General features: G+C 44.2%; 17 protein-coding genes and 2 pseudogenes. 1 reads left to right on the top strand and 18 read right to left on the bottom strand.

Annotated features, from left to right (window positions below):
• Window positions 1–245 precede the first annotated feature (245 nt).
• From AB5935_RS18315 to AB5935_RS18255, 13 genes are all read right to left on the bottom strand, one after another.
• Window positions 246–2,567 (bottom strand): glycoside hydrolase family 20 protein, encoded by a 2,322-nt coding sequence (locus AB5935_RS18315; protein WP_080597485.1) that lies wholly within the window; start codon window positions 2,565–2,567, stop codon window positions 246–248.
• A gap of 45 nt (window positions 2,568–2,612) precedes the next feature.
• Window positions 2,613–3,527: a DMT family transporter gene (locus tag AB5935_RS18310; RefSeq protein ID WP_007842958.1), complete on the bottom strand. Its 915-nt coding sequence runs from the start codon at window positions 3,525–3,527 to the stop codon at window positions 2,613–2,615.
• A 232-nt stretch (window positions 3,528–3,759) separates the two neighbouring features.
• Window positions 3,760–5,007, bottom strand: a complete 1,248-nt coding sequence (locus tag AB5935_RS18305; RefSeq protein WP_007851635.1) for a DUF1015 domain-containing protein — start codon at window positions 5,005–5,007, stop codon at window positions 3,760–3,762.
• A gap of 105 nt (window positions 5,008–5,112) precedes the next feature.
• Complete coding sequence (locus AB5935_RS18300; RefSeq protein WP_007835490.1) at window positions 5,113–6,033, bottom strand: NAD(P)-dependent oxidoreductase; 921 nt, start codon at window positions 6,031–6,033, stop codon at window positions 5,113–5,115.
• Window positions 6,034–6,140: 107 nt separating this feature from the next.
• A complete protein-coding gene (serC, locus tag AB5935_RS18295; RefSeq protein WP_007849072.1) occupies window positions 6,141–7,211 on the bottom strand; it encodes a 3-phosphoserine/phosphohydroxythreonine transaminase in 1,071 nt (356 codons plus the stop codon).
• A gap of 254 nt (window positions 7,212–7,465) precedes the next feature.
• Complete coding sequence (locus AB5935_RS18290) at window positions 7,466–8,779, bottom strand: DEAD/DEAH box helicase (RefSeq protein ID WP_007849069.1); 1,314 nt, start codon at window positions 8,777–8,779, stop codon at window positions 7,466–7,468.
• Between the two features lie 96 nt (window positions 8,780–8,875).
• Window positions 8,876–10,150: an NADH:ubiquinone reductase (Na(+)-transporting) subunit F gene (gene nqrF / locus AB5935_RS18285; RefSeq protein ID WP_007835493.1), complete on the bottom strand. Its 1,275-nt coding sequence runs from the start codon at window positions 10,148–10,150 to the stop codon at window positions 8,876–8,878.
• 18 nt (window positions 10,151–10,168) lie between these two features.
• Window positions 10,169–10,765 carry an NADH:ubiquinone reductase (Na(+)-transporting) subunit E gene (gene nqrE / locus AB5935_RS18280; RefSeq protein WP_007835494.1) on the bottom strand — a complete coding sequence of 199 codons (597 nt, stop codon included), beginning with the start codon at window positions 10,763–10,765 and terminating at the stop codon, window positions 10,169–10,171.
• Window positions 10,766–10,789: 24 nt separating this feature from the next.
• Window positions 10,790–11,428 carry an NADH:ubiquinone reductase (Na(+)-transporting) subunit D gene (locus AB5935_RS18275; protein ID WP_005843523.1) on the bottom strand — a complete coding sequence of 213 codons (639 nt, stop codon included), beginning with the start codon at window positions 11,426–11,428 and terminating at the stop codon, window positions 10,790–10,792.
• 18 nt (window positions 11,429–11,446) lie between these two features.
• Window positions 11,447–12,121, bottom strand: a complete 675-nt coding sequence (locus tag AB5935_RS18270) for a Na(+)-translocating NADH-quinone reductase subunit C (protein WP_007835495.1) — start codon at window positions 12,119–12,121, stop codon at window positions 11,447–11,449.
• A gap of 13 nt (window positions 12,122–12,134) precedes the next feature.
• Window positions 12,135–13,343 carry an NADH:ubiquinone reductase (Na(+)-transporting) subunit B gene (locus AB5935_RS18265; RefSeq protein ID WP_005843519.1) on the bottom strand — a complete coding sequence of 403 codons (1,209 nt, stop codon included), beginning with the start codon at window positions 13,341–13,343 and terminating at the stop codon, window positions 12,135–12,137.
• Between the two features lie 28 nt (window positions 13,344–13,371).
• Window positions 13,372–14,721 (bottom strand): Na(+)-translocating NADH-quinone reductase subunit A, encoded by a 1,350-nt coding sequence (locus AB5935_RS18260; protein WP_007849064.1) that lies wholly within the window; start codon window positions 14,719–14,721, stop codon window positions 13,372–13,374.
• A gap of 244 nt (window positions 14,722–14,965) precedes the next feature.
• Window positions 14,966–17,257 carry a DEAD/DEAH box helicase gene (locus tag AB5935_RS18255; protein WP_038609683.1) on the bottom strand — a complete coding sequence of 764 codons (2,292 nt, stop codon included), beginning with the start codon at window positions 17,255–17,257 and terminating at the stop codon, window positions 14,966–14,968.
• Between the two features lie 44 nt (window positions 17,258–17,301).
• Between AB5935_RS18255 and AB5935_RS18250 the strand changes: the two genes are divergently transcribed.
• Entirely contained in the window at window positions 17,302–17,424 is a 123-nt protein-coding gene (locus AB5935_RS18250) for a hypothetical protein (RefSeq protein WP_007842947.1), read from the top strand.
• Window positions 17,425–18,022: 598 nt separating this feature from the next.
• Here the strand turns inward: AB5935_RS18250 and AB5935_RS18245 are convergent.
• From AB5935_RS18245 to AB5935_RS18225, 5 genes and pseudogenes are all read right to left on the bottom strand, one after another.
• Window positions 18,023–19,590: pseudogene (locus tag AB5935_RS18245) on the bottom strand (ATP-binding protein).
• Window positions 19,591–19,665: 75 nt separating this feature from the next.
• A complete protein-coding gene (locus AB5935_RS18240) occupies window positions 19,666–20,508 on the bottom strand; it encodes a YjbH domain-containing protein (RefSeq protein ID WP_050553134.1) in 843 nt (280 codons plus the stop codon).
• Between the two features lie 38 nt (window positions 20,509–20,546).
• Window positions 20,547–22,436 carry a heparinase II/III family protein gene (locus AB5935_RS18235; protein WP_234256134.1) on the bottom strand — a complete coding sequence of 630 codons (1,890 nt, stop codon included), beginning with the start codon at window positions 22,434–22,436 and terminating at the stop codon, window positions 20,547–20,549.
• A gap of 23 nt (window positions 22,437–22,459) precedes the next feature.
• Window positions 22,460–23,659, bottom strand: a complete 1,200-nt coding sequence (locus AB5935_RS18230) for a glycosyltransferase family 4 protein (protein ID WP_038609677.1) — start codon at window positions 23,657–23,659, stop codon at window positions 22,460–22,462.
• Window positions 23,660–23,665: 6 nt separating this feature from the next.
• A pseudogene (locus AB5935_RS18225) lies at window positions 23,666–23,884 on the bottom strand (GDP-mannose dehydrogenase); the annotation flags it as partial.

The following is a 23,884-nucleotide window of genomic DNA, read 5'->3' as shown; positions in this document are numbered from 1 at the left end:
GTGCAGAATATGTAAACCGTACTATGGTTGTAAAAGAAGCACTTCCTAAAGCATAAGGAATTAGACATTCCATGTCACATGATGGCGATAGAGTGAATCTCTATCGCCATTTTTTTCTTGAACAGCTTTCTAGTTTGAAAATACATGAAAGGGTTATTGATAAGGAAACGGACATCTGTTTTGTCAGAATGTCCGTTTCTTGTTTAGTATTTGTTCTTTAGAAAGCTATTGCTCCGAAGGCGAATTTACTCCACTCCTATTTCGTCAACAAACAGAAAAGCTTTTTCGCCAGGCATGGAATGCCATGCGGGAAGTTTCGGAGTAACTTCTGCTATGATTTTAATATAGCGGGCTTTTACTTTATCAAAGGAAACAGAGTCTTTGCGGCTTTGCATTTTAGTTCCTTTTTCCACAACGGGAAAATTTTCGGAGGCTACCCTGCGGAAATTTTTCCCGTCCTCAGAAACTTCCACCTTCAGACCTGTTGTACCAAAGATAGCATCGCCTGTGTTCAACATTGTGTTTACAAAAACTGAAGATACTTCCTTAGGCTCAAGTAAATCAAGGGTCACATTCATATCTGTCCCGTAGAAACCAATCCAACGTCCTGAGCGATAATTCATATCCCCATATAATCCGTCTATCAAAGTACTTCCTCCTTTAAAAGTATATGATTTATGAGGAATGGTATTCAAGGTAACCGGTCTCATTGTGGCTGCATTAAAATGTATTTCCTCCTTACTTATCTGACTAGTACCCTGCGGACGAACTGCAATGGCTTGTATGATAACATCTTTATCCACTTGTATAGTGTCGGTATACAATGGGGATTGCACATCGGGAACGCTGCCATCCAATGTATAATGTATTTCCGCATCATCAAAAGTCTGAAAAGCAATCTTGGCTTTTCCTTCATCGGGAGCCGGAACGATATCAATGTTCACATCATAAATATCCTGACGAAAATCATAACCTCTATCCCGGTAAATAGCCAGCAGAGCTGGTAAACGTTTCAAAAAACTGTCGAAATTTTTATGTAACGGTTCCGTCCATTGAATCTCGGACAAGGCAGCCATACGAGGAAGAATTTGCCATTCCATCTTCAAACTGTCACGCGTCCATTCTGTCCAGATACATCCTTGAGTACCGATGATATATTTTCGTTCATCCTCTGCCAATTCATTAGAAACAGGTTCAAATGTATAGACACGTTCAAGGCTTTTAGTCCCTTTTATCCGATTGTAAGTAGGATTGCTGAAATAAAGAAACTGAATAGGAGTCATAATTGCATCATGGTGCAGACGGGCGGCTTCGATACCACCTTTGACACCAGTCCATGACATCACTGTGGCACCTGGAGCCAATCCTCCCTCCAACATCTCATCCCAGCCCAGCATTTTACGCCCTCTGTCATTAATAACTTTGCCTACCTCGGACATGAAATAGGTCTGTAATTGATTCTCCTTGCTGTGTTTTGGTGTATCTTTCAAACCCAGTTCCCGAATTTTAGCTTGACATGCAGGGCATTTTTCCCAACGTACTTTCGGACATTCATCCCCACCAATATGGATATAAGGAGATGGAAAGATGTCCATAATTTCATTCAATACATCTTTAGCAAACTGTAAAGCCCGGTCGTTTCCTCCACAAAGCACATCAGGGAATACCCCCCATTTACAAGGAATCTCGTATGGACCTCCCGTACAACCTAATTCCGGATAGGAAACCAAAGCTCCCATCATATGTCCCGGAAGGTCAACTTCGGGAATTACAGTAATAAAACGGTCAGCGGCATACTTGACAATCTCTTTTGCTTCTTCCTGTGTATAAAAACCGCTATGAGGAGTTTCATCATAGGTCTGGGTTTCACGGTCAATCAACGTACGTGGACGTATCGAACCTATTTCCGTAAGTTTGGGATATTTCTTGATTTCAATTCTCCAACCTTGGTCTTCAGTCAGATGCCAATGAAAATAATTGATATTGTGCAATGCCAGCATATCAATGATTTGTTTCAGATAAGAAACCGGGAAATAATGGCGGCCCACGTCTACCATAAAACCGCGATAACCGAAACGAGGATAGTCATTAACAGTTCCCACCGGGATGGCAGCGGATACCTGTTTGTTTTTGGTCAATGGCAAAGCCTTATAGAGCGTTTGCATTCCATAAAAGACCCCAGACTCACTTCCTCCATTCAAATGAATGTTTTCAGAAGTTACCTCCAGTTGATACCCCTCTTTGTTGGTAATGGAACTGTCAACCGCCAAGATTATGGAATTCTTCTTTGCGGCTTCAGTTGTTGTCCGGACGGTAATTCCCGTAGCCTCTTTAATATAGGAAGCTAAAAATTCTGCCGTCCGTTGCAACTTTTCATTGCCTTCCGGATAGACAATACCGGTTTGCGGATTAATAACAAAAGGGTGGGCTTGAATGTCTTGACTTACTTCTTGGGGCTGCGGAATGACATTCAGGTTTCCGATTTCTGTTTTTGTAGGAGAACATGCGGACAGACCAAATACCATCCACATTCCCACTCCTGCCCATTGCATCAGTTGTTTTTTCATAGTGGAAAATTTATAATTACAAGGGCAAAGATACAAAATCCGATCTTATTTGCCAGTATGCCTTAACCGAATCTTGCTTTTTTTCAGCAATGTTTTTCCTCCTATAATTAGAGTTACAGCAGTAATCACCATCAAAATGCCCAGAATAATGCGCGGTGTCAGCTGCTCTCCAAAAATCAGTACTCCGAAGAATAAAGCTGTAACAGGCTCCAAAGCACCTAGAATAGCAGTGGGTGTGGAGCCAATGTAGTGTATGGCCTTTGTCATGGTCACCAACGAAATAACAGTAGGAAAAACAGCCAGTGAAATTGCGTTTACCCATAACAAGGGTGTAGGGATAAGCTGCAATCCCGTACAGAACTTCAATCGCACCACATAAACAGACAGACCGAAAAGCAGGACATAGAAAGTAAGCTTGGCTATAGGCATATCCTTCAGGGAAGAACGGTTTACACCAACTATATAGATAGCATAAGCTAAGGATGATAAAAAGACAAAAGTAATCCCGACCAAGCTGAGTGTCTGTCCTCCCGGACTTTTACAAAGCAAGGAAATTCCCACAAAGGCCAGCGCTATGGAAAACATAGTGACCGGCGATACTTTTTCCTTAAATACTACAGCCATAATAATAGCTACCAGTACCGGGTAGACAAACAATATGGTGGATGCGATACCGGCATCCATGTAGTTATAACTCATAAAGAGAAACAGGGAAGAGAATGAGAACAGCAACCCCATGATGCAAAGTGGCAGCACATCCGCTTTCTTAATGGCAAAAGATTGTTTCTGCATCTTCATCATGATACCTAGTACAACTATAGCCAGTGCATAGCGATAAAACAATACCGAGTCTACGCTCATTCCTGCACTATAAAGAGGAAGGGTGAACAGTGGGTTCATGCCGTAGCTGGCTGCTGCGATTGCCCCAAGGAGAAATCCTTTAGTCTTGTTGTTAATCATCGTTTTTATTACACGCTTTAAAATCGGCGCGAAATTAGATATTTGTTAGCAATAAACAAAGGAAAAGTGCTTTATTCTTTCAATCTAACATCTATTTATTTAGATTATACCTAATCAACAAATATAAAAGAATTTATATCACCTGTAGCTGCTGAAAAAATTATATGAAATGAACGGACACGGACAGAGAGGGAAAATGCAGGTTTGTTCTTCTGTCCGTGTTCTATATTGATCAGCTCAGTTTATGAATAACCAATCCCGAACGAAGTTTCGGTTCAAACCAAGTTGTTTTGGGCGGCATAATATTACCGGTATCGGCAATATCCATTAATTGTTTCATAGAAACAGGATAAAGGGCCAAAGCCACTTTCATTTCACCGCTGTCCACACGCTTCTTTAATTCCTCCAAGCCACGGATACCACCTACAAAGTCAATCCGTTTGTCGGAACGAAGATCCTTGATTCCCAATATTTCATCCAATATCAAGTTGGAAGAAATAGTCACGTCTAATACTCCGATAGGATCATTGTCATCGTATGTGCCCGGTTTTGCTGTCAAGCTGTACCATTTACCGTCCAGATAGAGAGAGAAATTGTGAAGAGCCTGCGGTTTATAAACCTTAATGCCTTTCTCTTCTACTACAAAATTCTTGCTGACAGCGGTCAGGAATTGTTCCGGAGACAGCCCGTTCAAGTCTTTTACAACACGATTGTAATCAATAATAGTCAGCTGGTTGGCCGGGAAACATACAGCCATAAAGTAATTGTATTCCTCATTTCCCTGATGGTTTGCATTTTGCTGCGCTTTTTCGGCACCTACCAAGGCGGCAGCAGCCGAGCGATGATGGCCATCGGCAATATAAAGAGCCGGCATAGCTTTGAAAGCTTTTGTGATAGCTGTTATATCTTCTTCTTTGTCGATCACCCAGAATGAATGTCCGAAACCGTCACCCGGAGCGATAAAATCATATTCCGGCTGTTGTGAAGTATATTTCTTAACGATAGCATCTAATTCCGCATTATCCGGGTAAGCAAAGAATACCGGTTCTATATTGGCATTATTTACGCGGACATGTTTCATGCGGTCTTCCTCCTTATCACGACGGGTCAGTTCATGTTTTTTGATGACCCCGTTCATATAATCGGGAACATACGCTCCTACCACCAACCCATATTGGGTTTTGCCATTCATGGTTTGTGCATATACATAATAATTTTCTTTTCCGTCTTGCACCAACCAGCCCTTGTCCTGGAACATCTGGAAATTTTCGGCAGCCTTCTCATATACTTTAGGATCGTGTTCGTCTGTTCCGGCAGGGAAATCAATTTCCGGTTTAATAATATGATAAAGTGACTTTTCATTACCTTTCGCTTCCTCACGTGCTTCTTCAGAATTCAGTACGTCGTATGGGCGTGAAGCTACTTGTTCTACCAATTCTTTCGGAGGGCGGATGCCTTTGAAGGGTTTTATTATTGCCATAAAAATAAAGGTATTAGATTTTACTTGCAGGGGCGAATTGCATTCGCCCGAAAACATAAGCTATATGCATTCGGTCGGATTCAATCCGCCCCTGCGGTTATTGGATTACTTATTTACTCTGAACTTTTCACAACCATCTTTCAGGAAGCCTACAATTTGTCTGGCGGCAGCAATACCTGCGTTGATATTTGCTTCAGCCGTCTGGGCTCCCATCTTTTTCGGTGTAGAGAAATAGCGGCCGGCAAATTTTTCTGAGAACTCAGCATGGGCAACCGGCATGATATCAGTAACATACTTTAAGTCGGTGCGTTCTTCCATCAGTTTGATTAATTCCGCTTCATTGATCACTTCCTTACGGGCAGTATTTACCAATACTCCTCCTTTAGGCATCTTGTTAACCAATTCGTAGTTGATGGAATTTTTAGTTTCAGCCGTAGCAGGAATATGCAGGGACACTACATTACAAGCAGCATACAGTTCCTCAGCAGAAGAAACAGCTTTCACACCATCTTTTTCAATTACTTCTTTCGGGCAGAAAGCGTCAAAAGCATAAATATCCATGCCAAAACCTTTAGCAATACGAGCCACATTGCGACCTACATTACCGTATGCATGGATACCTAACTTCTTGCCCATCAGTTCAGTACCCGAAGTCCCGTTATAGAAATTGCGGACAGCCATCACCATCATGCCAAAAGCCAGTTCGGCTACTGCATTGGAATTCTGTCCCGGAGTATTCATAACACATACATTGTGTGCCGTAGCAGCCGCCAAATCCACGTTATCATAACCTGCTCCTGCACGTACTACGATTTTCAGTTCTTTTGCCGCATCCAATACTTCGGCATCAATAATATCACTTCGGATAATGATGGCGTTAACGTCCTTTACAGCTTCCAGTAATTTGGCTTTTTCACCATATTTTTCCAGCAATACAAGTTCATAACCTGCTGCTTCTATTTCTTTACGGATACCGTCTACTGCAACTTTTGCAAACGGCTTGTCTGTTGCTACTAATACTTTCATGGTCTTATTGTATTAAAAAGATTCACCACAGATTAGCACGGATTATCACAGATTCCATTTATTGTTCCTATCTGTGTAATTCGTATAATCTGTGGTGAACATAATTATTAATGAAGTTTCTCAAATTCCTGCATGCAGTCAATCAAAGCCTGAACGCTTTCCTTCGGCATGGCGTTGTAGCAAGATGCACGGAAACCACCTACAGAACGGTGTCCCTTAATACCCACCATACCTCTTTCTGTGGCAAATTTCATGAAATCGGCTTCCAGCTCTTTGTATTCGTCATTCATCACAAAGCAAATGTTCATATAAGAACGGTCGGCTTTATCCGTTACTGTGCCACGGAACATTTTGTTACGGTCTATTTCAGCATACAACATGTCTGCTTTCTCTTTAGCACGTTTCTGCATTTCTGCTACACCACCGTTAGCTTTTATCCAGCGTAAAGTCTGCAAAGCGGCATAAATAGGAAGTACAGGAGGGGTGTTGAACATAGAGCCGCCGTCAATGTGAGTCTGATAATTCAGCATAGTAGGGATATAGCGTGATACCTTGCCCACAGCATCGTTCTTTACAATAACGAAAGTAACACCGGCTGGAGCCAAATTCTTCTGCGCACCGCCATAGATACAAATATATTTAGAAACGTCAATAGGACGAGAGAAAATATCAGATGACATATCAGCAATCATAGGAACCGGAGAATCCAGGTCTTCATGAAGTTCTGTTCCATAGATTGTGTTATTAGTTGTGACGTGGAAATAATCTGCATCAGCGGGAACCGTATAATCTTTGGGAATATAGGTATAGGTCGCTTCAGCGGAAGATGCTACTTCTACTACCTCACCGAAAGCCTTGGCTTCTTTCATCGCTTTCTTAGCCCATACGCCTGTATTCAGGTAAGCAGCTTTTTTTTCGAGGAAGTTGAAAGGTATCATACAGAATTCCAAGCTGGCTCCACCTCCCAAGAATAGTACCGAGTACCCTTCCGGGATGTTCAACAGTTCCTTAAACAAAGCAACAGCTTCGTCTACTACAGGCTGAAAATCTTTAGCACGGTGACTGATTTCCATGATGGAAAGACCAGAACCATTAAAATCAAGAACGGCTTGTGCTGTTTTCTCAATTACCTCGCGAGGCAAGATAGATGGTCCCGCATTGAAATTATGCTTTTTCATTTGAAGTTTGTTTTGGTTATACAATTTGTTTATATCTTACATTGGGCGAAATTACACATTATTTTCAGTTTTCCAAAAAAATCGCTAATAAATTTACGAATTTCCGCATAATTTTCTTTCAAATTAGTTAAATCTGAATTTTTATGCTTTCATTTTGTAACTACATCCCTAGTAAACAATGATCTAAAGCATAAAAAAAATATCTTTTTGAATTATTCTTTAATCATTTCATTTCGAGAATTGACAAATTGTCATTATTTGGCTTCTTCAATAAGTGTTTTTATGCCCTTTATCTTCTCGTTTCGTATTAAATTCAAAGTTTGTTTTATCTTTTTGCGAGATACGGCTGCAAAAGAATAGTGGTCCTTTACATCAATCCGTCCTATTTCGTCTTTATTCAAGTTACCTTTTTTAAAGAGAAAGCCCACAATATCTATCTTATTGATTTTATCTTTTTTGCCTTTCCCTATATATAATGTTACGTATTCGGGCAAGGACGGCTTGGGAGGCACTTGGGGCAATATGAATTCTTCCGGCTCATCGGCTATATATCCGGGCAGTGTTTCTTCAGCATGAAGAATAACGTATGAATTTCCTTCGGCTTCCCAACGGGCGGTACGTCCGTTACGATGGATATAACCGTCCTCATTGGCAGGTAGATGATAATGTACCACGTTCTCTATTTCGGGGATATCCAGTCCGCGAGCGGCCAGATCGGTAGAAATAAGCACATGGCAACTTCCGTTGCGGAATTTATATAGGGAGCGTTCACGGTCATCCTGTTCCATGCCGCCATGAAAAATGCCACATTGAAACTTCTTGGATTGAAGATACTTTCCTACCCTTTCCACACTTTCACGGTGATTACAGAAAACCAATGTCGATTGGCTTCCCAAGGTACAAAGTAGTTTATATAAGGTTTCAAGTTTGTCTTTTTCCGGAGATAGTACCTTATATAAATGCAGTCGCTGGGTAAGCTGCTCTTCCGGATTTAAAAAATTCAATTTAATGGTCTTGTTCAGCCCCGTAAACTGCGGAATCTCTTCCGCATCGGTGGCCGACAACAGAAAACGGCGTTGCAGACCGGGTAACTGTCCTATGACAGTCGCCATCTCTTCCTGAAAACCGAATTCCAGACATTTATCAAATTCATCTATTATCAAAATGGAAACCGTGTCTGCATCAAAATTCTGTTTGGAAAGATGGTCATTCATACGGCCCGGTGTACCGATGATAACTGATGGCTGCACCCCTTTGATGGTACGGTGCTCTTCCATGGCAGGTCGTCCGCCATAGCAACTCACAGCCTTGAATGGCGTATTCATGGATTTGAATACCTGATCTATTTGTAAAGCCAGCTCCCGGGAAGGAACCAGCACTATAGCCTGTACGCCTGTTATACCAGGCTTCAAACTCTGCACCAAAGGCAACAGATAAGCTAACGTCTTGCCGGATCCCGTAGGAGACAATAATATTAAGTCTTTTCCCTTTTTCCAAGCATCAATGGATGCCTCTTGCATCGGGTTCAGTCGCTCAATTTTCAAATTGGCTAGTATGTTCTCTATCATATTTATTTTCGTTTTATACAAAAGTAAAGAAAAAGCCCGATAAAAGTTCACTTTTACCGGGCTTATTTTCATTATTAATAAAAGGAGATCCTGATATTATCCTCCGAAGTTATCGTACATGATAGAAGAAGGTTCAACACCCAGACTATCCAGCATCTTAACGACTGCATTAGACATCGGACCGGGACCACACATGTAGTATTCAATATCTTCGGGAGCTTCGTGATCCTTCAGATAAGTTTCATACATCACATTGTGAACGAAACCTGCGGTATACTTCACGCCTGCTGCATCGGCTGCGGGATCCGGACGGTCCAAAGCCAGATGGAAGTGGAAGTTCGGGAAGTCTTTTTCCAATTGCTGGAAATCTTGCAGATAGAATACTTCATTCAATGCACGCGCACCATAGAAATAGTGAAGTTCACGGTCGGTAGTGTGCAGTGTCTTGGTCATGTGCATAATCTGCGCACGCAATGGAGCCATACCGGCACCACCACCTACCCAAATCATTTCCTTCTTAGAATCGAAGATCGGGTGGAAGTCTCCGTAAGGACCACTCATCGTTACCTTGTCACCCGGTTTCAGCGTGAAAATGTAAGATGAAGCGATACCCGGATTCACATCCATAAAGCCGGGACCCTGATCTTTCGGTTTGAACGGAGGAGTAGCGATACGTACTGTCAGCATGATACGGTCGCCCTCGGCAGGATAGTTGGCCATAGAGTAAGCACGGATTGTTTCTTCCGTATTCTTGCATTTCAAGCCGAACAGGCCGAATTTTTCCCATGCGGGCAGATACTCCGGACCGATAAGGTCTTTGTCAATATCCTTGTTGTAGTCCATTTCAAATTTAGGAATCTTAATCTGGGCGTATGAACCCGGAACAAAGTCCATGTGTTCACCTTTCGGCAAAGCCACAATAAACTCTTTGATGAAAGTGGCAACGTTCTTGTTGCTGATTACTTCGCATTCCCATTCCTTAACACCCATTACAGATTCATCAATCTTGATGCCCAGGTCTCCTTTTACTTTCACCTGGCAACCCAGACGCCAATGATCCTGTTGTTGTTTACGGCTGAAATGTCCTTTTTCAGAAGGAAGAATCTCACCACCGCCTTCTACAACCTGGCATTTACATTGACCGCAAGAACCTTTACCACCACAAGCCGATGACAGGTATATACCATTAACAGACAGGGTGTTCAGCAAAGTTGAACCTTGTTCTACTTCCAGTTCTTTCTCTCCATTGATAGTTATCTTTACTTTGCCGCTCGGAGTAAGATACTGCTTAGCTACCAGCAAAATAACAACGAGCAGAAGGATAATTCCAAGGAATACTCCAATACTAGCTAATATTAAATTCATATCCATTGTCTTATTCCTTTCCTTTTAGATTTTCAAACCAGAGAAACACATAAATGCCATTGCCATCAAACCTACAGTGATGAAAGTGATACCCAGACCTTTCAAAGGAGCGGGAACATCAGAGTAAGCCATTTTTTCACGGATAGCAGCCAGACCGATAATAGCCAGTGCCCAACCGATACCTGAGCCCAAAGCGTAAGTTGTTGCCTCGCCAATGTTGATGAAATGACGTTGCTGCATAAACAGTGAAGCACCCATGATAGCACAGTTTACAGCAATCAGCGGAAGGAAGATACCCAATGAAGCATAGAGTGACGGGCTGAAACGTTCAACCGCCATTTCCACCAACTGAACGATACCGGCGATAACGGCAATAAACAGGATAAAGCTCAAGAAACTGAGGTCTACTCCTTCTACCAGCGCATTAGGTGCCAGTACGTAATTTTCCAGCATATAGTTCACCGGCAAAGTTACAATCAACACGAAAGTAACGGCTGCACCCAGACCTACGGCTGTCTTTACGTTCTTCGATACTGCCAGGTAAGAACACATCCCCAGGAAGTATGCGAAAATCATATTGTCCACAAAGATGGACTTTACAAACAAACTTAAATATTCCATATTCTTTTCGTTTTATAGCGGGGATTAATTATTACTTTCCTGCAATTCTTTGTGTTTTGCACGTTGGTACCAGATGATACAAGCGCAGATAATCAACGCCATAGGAGGCATCAACATCAAGCCGTTGTTCAAGTAGCCCAAGTCATAAACAGCCTGCGGGATAACTTGGAAGCCGAACAGTGTACCTGCACCCAGCAGTTCACGGAAGAATGCCACGATAATCAGGATTTTGGCATAACCCAATCCGTTACCGATACCATCCAGGAATGATTCCCAAGGACCGTTCATCATAGCAAACGCTTCCAGACGTCCCATCAGGATACAGTTTGTAATAATCAAACCTACATATACAGAAAGCTGTACGCTTACATCGTATGCGAATGCTTTCAAAATTTCACTAACGATAGTCACCAATGCAGCAACAACCACCAACTGAACGATGATACGGATACGGTTGGGAATGGTGTTACGCAACAAGGAGATAACGAAGTTTGAGAAGGCTGTAATAATGGTTACAGAAAGCCCCATTACGATAGCCGGTTCCAACTGAGCCGTTACAGCCAGTGCAGAACAGATACCGAGCACCTGTACGGTGACAGGGTTATTCAAACCCAGCGGGGTTAAAAGAACTTCTCTATTCTTTTTAGAAAATAATGCGCTCATATTCTATTTACCCTCCTCTTATTTATTAGTTAAAAATGAATTGTACATGCTCAGGCAATCCTTAATCATCGCATCTACACCCTTAGAAGTGATAGTACCTCCTGAGATACCGTCTACCTGATAGTCAGGTTTTGCCACCTTGCCATGTTTCTCAACGCCTAAAGCTACAATACCGTTTTCCAACACATGTTTGCCAAGGAATTGGTCTTGAAACTTAACTGTCGTGATTTCCGCACCCAGACCCGGAGTCTCACCGGCGTGTGAGAAATAAACGCCATATACGGTGTCTTTATCTTGGTCTAATGCAATGTATCCCCATACAGGACCCCAAAGTCCGGCACCGTAAACAGGAAGGATGTATTTGGTCTGACCATCTACATTACATTCGAAAACGTGCAGACGGTTGTTTGCTATTTCACCCTTATAAGAAGTCTGGAACGCTCCGTCGTTAGGAGCCAATGTTCCGTCCGGCTGAACCAGCATGTCCTTAATCTCATATTTTGTAAATTCTGCATCGACATCCTTTACATCATAAACGTTCAGAGCAGCCAGAATTTGTTTCTTGGTGTCCATTTCCACGTTCTTATACTGTGTTTCTTTCAAAGAAGAAGAAACGAATGCCAGCAGGAATGCTACGACAACAACCATTATCGAAGCATAGATGATAGTATAACTATTACTATTGGTATTCATAATGTCCGATATTTTAGTTGTTAGTTGATTTTAATCTGTTTTCGCGGGCTGTGATGTTCTTCTGTACGATACAGTAGTCAATCAGCGGAGCGAAGATGTTCATCAGCAGGATGGCAAGCATCATACCTTCAGGATAACCCGGATTCAACACACGGATTACAATGGCCATCACACCGATCAGGAAACCGTAGATGAACTTACCTTTTTCCGTACGTGCGGAAGTTACAGGGTCGGTAGCCATGAACACAGCACCGAAGCAGAAACCGCCCAATACGATGTGTTCGTACCAAGGCAACTGAGCCATCATGTTATCTGTAGAACCGAACACATTGAAGATCAATCCCATCACGATACCACCGGCAAAGACTGAGAACATCGTCTTCCAACTTGCCACACCTGTCCACAGCAGGATGATAGCGCCCAGTGCGATAGCGATAACGCTGGTTTCACCGATAGAACCCGGAATCAAACCTACAACCATATCCCACATGGTAGCGGGAGTACCGTTCACATTAATCAGTTCGCTTGCACCCGGAGCGGCTGTAGCAGCCTGTCCCAACATCGTAGCACCGGTAAAACCGTCCACTACCTGTCCGCCGCCAATGCCGAAAATGCTGTCAGTGCTTACCCAAACGGCATCACCGGACATCTTGGTAGGATAGGCGAAGAACAAGAAAGCACGGGTAATCAAAGCAGGGTTGAAGATATTCATACCTGTACCACCGAATACTTCCTTAGCGAAGATAACGGAGAACGCAGTAGCAACAGCCAGAATCCACAACGGACATTCCACAGGAACGATCATCGGGATCAACAGACCGGATACCAGGAAGCCTTCTTGAATTTCTTCATTCTTCCATTGTGCCACCACAAATTCGATTCCCAGACCTACTACGTATGATACAATAATCTTAGGCAGAACTGCCAGGAAACCATAAATAAACTTTTCAAAGAAACCTGCCTCCTGGCCTACTGCCAGAAAGTGCTGGTAACCTACGTTGTACATACCGAACAACAGGGCCGGTATCAACGCAATAACCACCATTGACATGATACGCTTGCTGTCAATCGCATCATGAATGTGAACTCCTGTTTTCGAAGTGCTGTTGGGTACGAACAAGAATGTTTCGAAACCGTCGAACACCGAACGAAACGCGTGGAGTTTGCCGCCCTCTTCAAAGTTTGGCTTTATCTTGTCGAGATAATTTCTTAACGCTTTCATTAACTTTTAATTCTTAGTTTTTAATTATTTAGCACATTTCCTTGCGAAGCATGTCCAGACCTTGACGTACGATGCGTTGCAATTCCAATTTGGAAGAGTCAACAAATTCGCATACAGCGAAGTCTTCGGGAGCCACTTCGTAAATACCAAGTGCTTCCATGCGGTCAATATCGCCGGCAATGATAGCTTTAATTAAATATTCGGGGAAAATGCTCATCGGGAATACCTTGTCATATTCACCGGACATGATCATGTGGCGTTCGCCACCTTTGATACGGGCATCCAGTGTATATTCCTTGTTACCGCACAACCAACTGAAATAACTGCGGTTGGCACTGTACTGATCGGTACGCGGCATGATAAAGCCTAGGAATTCGTGCTGGTCATCTCCTTCGGGAATCACAGTGAGGCTTGTAGCGTGTGCGCCCAGGAATCCGTTAGGTTTCACCAAAGTTCCGGTCAGCACGTTACCGTTAATGTAGCGTAAGTTTTTACCTCCGTTCACACGTCCTGCAAAAAGATCTGTCAGCAGGGCTCCTACTTTCAGCTTGCAATAAGCCGGTTTCTTTACTTCCGAACCGGTCAGGGCGATAGTACGGGTAAGGTCTACGCGACCCGTATTGAACAGGCGTCCGATGAAGATCACTTCTTCCGCACGGAGCGTCCAAACAGTTTCGCCTTTGTTAATAGGACTGATGTGGTTAATCTGAACGCCTACGTTTCCGGCGGGGTTAGGACCGTCGAAGGCAGTTACAGTTACATTTTTGGCGTTGGTCAGTGCAGGACTCTTCTGCTCTACGCTGATATTCAGATACGTCTTTGCCATCTTTGCCAGTGCGTCCAGACCTGTCTGGAAATCTTTTTCCTGGCCTTTCAGAACAAATTCGAAATCAGCAGCCAATGGGTTAGTGTCAAATGCAGAAACGAAGATGCCTTTTGGTTGGGCATTCGGATCAGCCACCACGATGTATGGGCGCTGAATGATGAATGAAAAGAGTCCGGCTTCCAGCAGAGCAGCTTTTACCTGTTCTCCTGTCAGAGTTGAAACATCTTTCTTTCCAAACTCTTCATAGTCCTGCTCCTTTGCTGCTGCAATGGAGATGCTTAAGACTTTACGACGCTCGCCTCTCTCCACGCTGGTAACGACACCGCTTACCGGAGATACGAACTTCACTTCGGGGTGGTTCTTGTCAACAAACAATGTTCCCCCGGCCATCACATATTCCTGTTCCTTGACCACGACTTTCGGAGTCACGCCATGAAAATCATCGGGCACTATCGCATAGATGTCCGGCTGCTTCACGTCAAAGAACTCCTGAACGGGTTTTCCTTTCAGGTTGATGTTCAAGCCTTTGTGTAATTTAATCACATTTGCCATATTGGGTTATAAAAAATGGTTTTTAAATTTGAGCGCAAAAGTAGAGAAAAAAAATGTGAAAAAAGAAAGAATTGGCGCTTATTATGGAAAAAATTCTGTAATAATAGAAACCTTTCTGAATGTATGTGCAAACTCAGGCAGATACTCACTTTTTTTTTAGAACACAAATGACGGGAATGGCATAAATTTATCTTGATTTTTAATTTATGTCATTCTCGTCATTTGTGTTTCATTCCGGAAACACTTACAGTTTGACGGTTTTCACTTTGCCGGGAATGATGGTCAGGTGTACCGTGCCATTGTTTTCTATATCTACCTTCTGGTAGCAGGCTTCCACCATCACTTTCCCGTCCAGTGCCATCACCCCCCACCGGCAGGCGCTCTCTTCAAAAGCACAATAAACGCCCACAGGAGGAAGAATCTTTCTGTATTTGGGAGGAACGATGATACGTTCCCCCAGTTTCAAGCCCCATTTCATGCCCATACGGTACGGAAGGGCATCTCTTATCTCCTCCAGCCTCTTCCGCCTTTTCGCTTCCTCGTTCCTTCTCTTCTGCCGGTCCGTTTCCTCCGCCCGCTGTCCGGCTTCCTCTTTCAGCTTCTTTACAGCCGTGTCGAAGTCCTGCTCACCGGGTCTGGGAAGGTTAGTGGCAATGTACCGCTTCCTCTTTCCTTTTTCCACATGGTAATACCTTCCAGCCCCGTCCATCACCACGATGCTCCGGTCGGCCAGACGGCCGCAGCACCAATAAACTTCCTCGTCATCCCCTGCCAACAAGCAGGCGAACACATCAAACACCGTGGACCATACGGAATCCACCAGCTTGCAGGACTTCGGTACGCGATAATCCGGTATCTTCAAGTAATATTCATAAAAGCAGATGCTGTCTTTATGCAATCCGTTCATGGAGGCGTATGCTTTTTTTGTACGGCTATGGAAAGTCTCCCCTACCCTCAGCAATTTCACACCGCCGTAGGAAAACACCACCGGCTTCTCCCAGTAAGTGCGGCCTGTTTTCATGTCCATGTAGGAAATCGTGCCGGCATTATCCGTAACAGCCAGCAGTTCCTCTTTCAGGAACTTCAATCTCCGACAATACCCGAGTATCACTTCCGGCTCCCCGGAGGCACTCACCACTCCTGCCTGTCCATCTTTCAAACGGACTGCCACACGGTTTCCCTGAATGTCAAAGACTTGCAGATAACGGGGAGACACTGTTATCTTGTTTCCACGCTTCAGCCCCCACAGGCTACTCCGCCGGTCGGGATAAGATTTCAAGGCGGCTTGTGATTCCTTTCCCTCTTCTGCTTCCTCCCGATTCCGGATGGCTTCCAGCAACCGGTCGTGAGTCATAACAATCTCCCATACCTCCTCCTCCTGCCCGCCACTGTCCGTCAATGACAAAGCAGGCAGGTACAATCCGCCTTCCGTCCGTGCCCGGGACAGCGCGTTGCCAATCATCCGTCCCTCGAACATCGCCGCCCAGTCATGGTTCCGGGTAGGCAGACCGAAGATGCGGTACAGACCCACATTGTCTATCAGCATACAGGACTCCTTGTTTGCCGATCTCCTCAACCCACGTCCTACCTGTTGCAGGTATTTCGCCAGGGAAAGCGTGGGACGTGCCAGCTGCACGAACTCCACATCGGGACAGTCGAAGCCTTCGGAGAAGATATCCACATTAACCAGCACTTTAACCTTTCCCCGTCTGAAATCATCCACCAGTTCCTTGCGTTCCGAAGCCGGAGTCCTGCTGTCGATAGCAACAGACTCCAGCCCGTGTGCGCTATAACAAGCCGCTATCCGGCGGGCATGGGCGATGCTGACAGCATATACGATTCCTTTCTTTCCGTGGGCATATCGTTCCACGCTCTCATACAGCCGGCCGATACTTGTCTCCCGGTTCAGTACCTCGTTCATCTCCTTTACCTGGTAGTCCCCGTCCGCACCCCGTTTCTTCAGCGAGTCTATCAACCGCTGTTCCCTGCTGTTCGCACGGATGGACACATAGTCAAAGGATGACAACCACCCTTGTCCGATGAATTCCGCGACAGTCCACGAGGTGATCAGGCTGTCGAACAAGTCCATGAATCCCTTGCCGTTCAGCCGGCAGGGAGTGGCAGTCATGCCCAGTTTCCTTGCCTCCGGATAGTTCTCCCAAAGTATCCGGTAGGTTTCCGCCAGGGCGTGATGCGCCTCGTCGATAACGATCAAGTCCGGTTCTTCGTACATATCCTTCCGGTTTCGTGACAACCACTGGATGGACATCACCCTCACCCTTCCGTCCTCTTTGCTCATCCCGTGCCGGGACACGGTTTCCTCTATCTGATCCACCAGCTCCCGGCGGTGCGCCACAATCCATACCCGGCTGCCGGAACCACGCAGGAATTCCCTCACTATGGCGGCCAGCAGATGCGTCTTTCCCGTACCGGTGGGCATCTGCACCATCACATTCCGATGAAACTCCCACTCCTCAAAGAGGCGGAGCTTCATCTCCTGCTGGTAATCACGAAGAGTGTCGTTTGGGTAATACATAAGCGGATACCGGCCACCACCGGCAATAAAACCCCCATGGGGCGATGAACTACGTACAAACGGTCTATGATTCCCACAGCAACAGTGCGGATAATAAGAAAAATCATCCCGGCAAAGGCGTGGAACGTTCCGGCAAGGAGCCGGTACGAGCTTGTTTCCTCTCGTAGGACGAGGAAACGTTGATACGGAGGAAGATTAAAAATTGAGAATTTAAAGATGGCAGTTCACACCGGCTCTCCCAAGCAGGGACAGTGGGGACAGCAGGGACAGACTCCAAATTTCTCACACACGCACGCGCGATATAATTAGGTGGGAAAATCATCTTTCCCCCTGCCTTCCCACAGGATTATGTCCGGCCGGAACTTCTGAAAAAAACGCACGACAGGGAGGATAACCGAAAGCACCGTCCTCCTTTGGGCAAACGTTTCACCAAATAAGAGGTACCGGTAAGTGTGGACGGCAAGGGAATATATCACCCAACTTATCCTCCCTTTATAGGTACACGCATACGTGTGTGAGGAAAAAAGGGGGTGTCCCCACTGTCCCCGTGTCCCCGTAAACTCCCTGCAATCCGCCAAGGGGTCAGAAGAGATCACGCCGCACGGACGTGAAGTTATCTTTGCAATGTCCAAAGGAACTAGCCGCCACCCGTCACAAGATTACAAAAACTTTGGTACAAGATTCCGCGGATCTTGTACCAAGTTTCACCGGATATTGCAGCAGTGTGCACCTCTTTTCTTCGGACTCTATTTTCTTTCTATATTTTCATTCTTCTACTATCCACTTTTCGATATTGCGGGTTTCAGCACTGAAGTTCACCCCTATTTTAAAGAGCTTCCGTCTGTCCGAAGCAAAAGGAAGCGCGTAATGCTTGTCATTAATCTGTTGCAAAGCCTCCTCGGCCGTGCCGTCCAGCTTGAATTCCATCACATAAATAAACTTGTGAGTCTGCAGGACAAGGTCAATGCGTCCTTTGCTCGTATGATATTCCACTTGGGTATAGAAGCCGACAAGCTTGAATACGATGAAAAGCACATTCTCGTAATGTAGTTCTTGTTCGCGGATCACTTCGTAGGTAGTATCCGCAAAGAAACTTTGCAGACGGCGGAAGAAGGAGTCATAATCACCGGAACGCACCTCACGGACAAACTTCTGAATCTCAAAGGGAGATTCCACCTTATTTACGTTCGCGTAAAAAGGGAGCAGGAAACGTACAAACCCCTCTTCCACTTCCCGGTTCGGAAAACCTAAACGGTACATTCCAAATTCTTTATCATATCCCTTTATAGTGAGGTATCCGCTCTGATAGAGCAGAGGCACGATGCTCTCCATTTTCTCCGTAGGCGCATCAAAATCAGAAGCCATGGCTTGCATGCTGTGCCCCACCTCGGAGGGAAGGACGTGGAACTTACGCAGCATCTCTACCAGATAAGTGGGCGTACCACTGCCAAACCAATAGTTGTCTATCTTCTTTCTTTCCAAGGCATTCAGCAGGCTGAACGGATTATAAATATCAGGCGAAGGCCAAGTGAAATGATAACCGTCATATTTCTCTTTCAATTTCAGTCTGGTTTCCTCACACGTCATCTCCAGCGCACCTGCCAGACATTCAATGTGTCCTAACATCCGTTCCAGCATCTCCTCCTCCGTAATGCCGCAAACGGCAGCGTAAGGCTCGTCCATACTGACATTCGAGATATTGTTCAACTCGCTGAAGATGCTGAGCTGGGAAAACTTGGTGATGCCGGTCAGGAACACAAAGCGCAGATAAGGGTCGCATGCCTTCAGCGGACTGTAAAAATTACGTATCACATTACGAAGTACGGGGAGATTCTCCTCCTCGTGCATCACATCCAGCAAGGGCGCATCATACTCGTCGATGAGGACTACCACCTGGCGGCCGGTCTGTTCGCAGGCACGCATGATGAGTGTCTTCATCCTGTCATTAAGAGTAACCGCCCTTTCCGGCTTTCCGTATATTTCTCATGTTCAAAGAGCTGCACATCCAGCATGCTTTCCAATGTTTCCTTGTCCACATACTTGGCCAGACTCATGTCAAAGTGCAGCACCGGATATTCCGTCCATTCGGTTTCCAGCTTTTCGATGGCAAACCCTTTGAAGAGTTCCTTCTTCCCGGCAAAATAACTATGCAGCGTGGAAACCAGCAACGACTTACCGAACCGGCGGGGACGGCTCAGGAAATAATAATTGGAAGCACCGTGTGCCATACGGTAAATGTATTCCGTCTTATCTATATAAAGGTAGTTCCCCTCTATGACTTTCTCAAAAGTCTGTACCCCTATCGGGCATCTCTTCAACTGCTGCTGTTCCATGATTCATCGTTTTTTTGATTGTACTACAAAGGAACAAAATCTAACCGGAAATTTCTAATAGGAGCCTCTTTTTTATCATTTCAGATGAATCTTGAAATAAATGCCTCCGGAGAAGTATTTCCCATTGTTCAATTCGGCAATCAGGTTGATGTGGTCTTTCCAAAGCTGGTAATGTGCCCCGATATTCACTGTGCGGGCGTCATATTCGGCCATCAGATTGAAACCGTTCAACAATTTGTTTCCCCAAGATTCTCCTAATGTATGTATCTTAAAATTTGCACCTATGGCTATACCCTTTGCCTGAGGATAATTAGCCGGCCGGTCAATAACATAAGATACATGAGTCCCCAAATTTCCAATACCTGCAAAATCAATATGCTTTGTCATCGCTATATAATAACGCATAAAAAAAGCATTACCGCCTGATTCATTCCGTGAGGCTATCCCTCCCCCTCCCGATGCTTCATGTGTTCCTGGATCATCCAACCCTACAACGATCTGCGGTGTCCAGCCTTTCCACCACCCTTCTTTCCATACCCGTAACCGCCCATAAAAGGAACGGTCTTGATTTGAATATTTCCCCCAAACTTTTTCCGGGAAATAAGTAGACCCTTCATTGGCATAATTCAATGTACAGGTATATCCCACCTCCAGCCATGGGAAGATTGTGATATTCAGATAATAATTAAATGTATATCTCACATCAAAATCCTCATACCGAAGTGGAGTTATATCAAGTACATTACCACCAAATTTGAATGTTTTATCCTTCTCCATATCAGCTGTCGGTGCATGCAATAATCCTGTGGTTCCCCTTAAAGCCTGTGCATGTATATGTAAACATCCGCACAATAGAAATAGAATCAGGAGTGCATTACATTTCCATCGTCTTTTCTTAGTACTATTACAACTTTTCATTGTAACTACCACATTTTCAAATTCAAGAATAAACATCATTACAAATCCTTCAGGAATAAATGCAGTTCCACTTCTAACGTCTTTGAATTCCCCCTTATTTTGATAGCTTTTGTTTTCATCTTTTTTCCATAACAAGGCGAAAGCCAGACATCTTCTATCCCGACTAAGCCGATCGGTGTGTTTATATTTACACAACAACTGTTTTCTCCCATACGTATTTGTATCGTATTCCTATCTATATATGCCTCACAGTCTGGTCCCAACAGCAAAGTAGCACACCAAGGTACCGCTTTAGTTATCCCATCCTTTATCCGCAATTTTAAATTGGAATGTTCCCATTCAAACACACGCTGATGCCGGACAGGTGCATATCCATCATGGAACGCTTCAAGTCTTACAATATTATTATCAACAGAATAGTTTTCCAATGTACACTTTGCCTTTCTTCCCCAAAGGAAAGCACCCAGCATCTCACTCTGGTTTCTGCCATCTATACATAATGTATTATGCATCTCCGTTTTGCGAAATAAATTCCGGAAAGGTAAATCACAATGATAAATATACGTCCCGGGATCAGCAAACAACATCTTTCCATCCATCATCATCTGAAAACTTAAGGCATCCGCATGTCCATGGGCCGCTATACTTCCAAAACCCAAAGCAGCATGATCAATACCGATTAATACACGATCCTGTCCGTCACGAAGGAATGTATTTCCACCTTCTTTAAAACAACAAGCATCTGATATCGGCAAAGGTTCCATTCTCCTCATGTCACCTATCTCTTCATCGGTAAACAGCCAGCAGACCGTTTCATTAACCGGATGTTGGAAAATATATTGATAAGGAGTTTTCAATACCAAAGAACATAATTGCATTATATATTGCAGATGATTGATTTCTCCTCCCTGCAAATCCAGAATTTTGCCTTCATCATCATCACCAAATTCCATTGCAACATTCCCTCTCCATGATGAACATCCTACATATTCTGTCATTTTCTCAAGCATCTGAAGCCAAATTTCCGGTACATTGCAATTACAGGTCTGCATGGAGTGTATCATCAGCGCATAAGCTTCCATACCGAACATCTGGTAATGCAATGATAACTCTTTGTTCACTCCATCCGTGTAATTCTGTTTCAATAATTCTTCCGTAAGGATGGAAATTCCCAATGTTTTCCATTTCTCACAATGGAAAGCCAGTCCTGCAAGCCCGATAGCTGTCGCTTCCACCAACAAATGGTTGTTGGCCGATGAAAAACGGGAGTAATGTTGTGAAACATAGCCTATCATATTACGGATTCCAACGGAAAGTCTGATTTTAAAGTCCTTATCCACATTCTTACTTTGGGAAAGAAAAGCAAGCGTGTACATCCAGTTTATCGCCCGTATGGCCACTTCCATCACACTGGTCCAGGATATACCTTTTAAAAAAGGGTTCTCCCTTCTCCAACTGTCAAAAAGAGCTTGCAATTCCCTATAATACTTCAAATCGCTTGTAGCATAAAAATTCTTTGCCAGTAAAGCAAACTGAAAATGACGGTTCAACTCCCAATTAGTACGCGCGTCCCCGATATGATCACATTGTTTATATGGCAAACTATAACTGAATTTCCTTGACCATTTATTGCCTGTCTGGAATCCGGCATGCCAGTCCTGTTTATAAATTCCATAATCATATCCCCCCAACAGGTGAATATCCGTCCGTACACCGAACTTCTTGTTTTTAAAATTCAGTCCCAGACGACCGGCGTCAAATGACAGATGCGATATTTCTTCATAGAACAGGCTTGAAGTTATATCCATATCGCTATTGGCGAAACGTACCTTTTCCCGATGCTGGCTTTTCTTTTGTTCCAACCGCCAAAGTATTTCTTTGGCATTCATTGCCCGCAGACGATTATAATACCAGGAGATTTTTTTCATGAAGACTATAATTGAGGCAGTTCCTATAAACCTCTTTTCTTGAAATATCTATCATACCCTTCAAGCAGGGCTTTTGAAGTATGTTCCCAACTCAGTTCATTGATTATGCGGCTACGACCATACTCAGACATCCGTTTACGTTTGTCGGGGTCTTCCAGTAACTCTATAATCTTCTTTGCCATATCTGCCGCATTGTTAGGTTCCGCATAAAGTGAAGCCGCCTGGGCGGAGTGACGTCCTTCGGTAAGATCGAATTGGACAATGGGCTTTCCGAGTGCCATATATTCCAAGATCTTATTCATGGTGCTCTTATCGTTCATTTCATTGTATTCATCCGAATTGACACAAACATCTGCCGTATTCAGATAATCAAGCAGCTTTTCATCACTCACTCGGCCTGTAAATTCTACAATATCATCCAAACCCATATCATGACAAAGCTGTTTCAACTGCTCCAGATGCGGACCGCCGCCCACAATGCCCCAAAATACATCATCACGCCCCCACTCATTCTTTATATGGGAAGCCGCTTTCAGTAAATATTCAATTCCTTCCTGCTGACCGATAACTCCCAAATAGCCTACCATATATTTGCGGCCACGCTTGATTTCCGGTTTTACCGGAGTTATCTTCAAACGTTCCAGTTTGGGACCACTGCGTAAAACATATACGTCTTCCGCTTTCATCCCTCCACGTTCTATGGCTATCTTCTTATAACTCTCATTGGTGACAAAAGCAAAAGTACAGTGTTTATAGGTATTACGTTCCAACCACAACTGGCTCTTATAAAGCAGGCCGCTTTTCTTACCAAACTTAGCCTCATACAACTCCGGACAAATATCATGATGGTCAAAAACATAATCCACTCCATGCTTTTTAAAAGGCTTGGCCACCAAATAAATATCATCTGGCGGATTGCATCCGTGAATCACATGGAAGCCCCGTTCCTTAAATATTTTCTTGGCCAGGTGATATTCATCGCGCAAGGCACAATAATACTCACGGGCATATCCCCATGCGCCATTTCCTTCCCGTGGTAATTGATGGCGATAGATATGCACGCCTTGCAGATATTCATAATCCTTGTCATAACCTTTGCCTTTAGGGCAAATGACACTCACACCGTATCCATTCTCCACTAATGTGGTAGCTTCTTGCCATACCCGTGTGTCAAACGGTACAGGTAGATTCTCCACTATAATCAGTACTTTCCTCTGTTCCATGAGTTGTTAAAATTCCGTTCCTTTGATGTCTTTCTCTATTTTCTGATACTGCGCTGCGGTATTCGCATTAATATTTCCCCAGGACAATCCTTCATAAACACCGGCATAATCCACGTCTTTCCAAGCCCGTACCAGATCAATGATGATTTTACCCGGATAGTTTTGCAAAATATCTGCAAACTCTTTTTCTTTATTAGTAACCACCAGCACATCGCTCCCCTCAAT

It is taken from the genome of Phocaeicola sp. RTP21198st1_B8_RTP21198_201120 (assembly GCF_040929485.1).
Classification (GTDB): domain Bacteria; phylum Bacteroidota; class Bacteroidia; order Bacteroidales; family Bacteroidaceae; genus Phocaeicola; species Phocaeicola dorei.
This window is presented reverse-complemented; position numbering and strand designations above follow the sequence as displayed.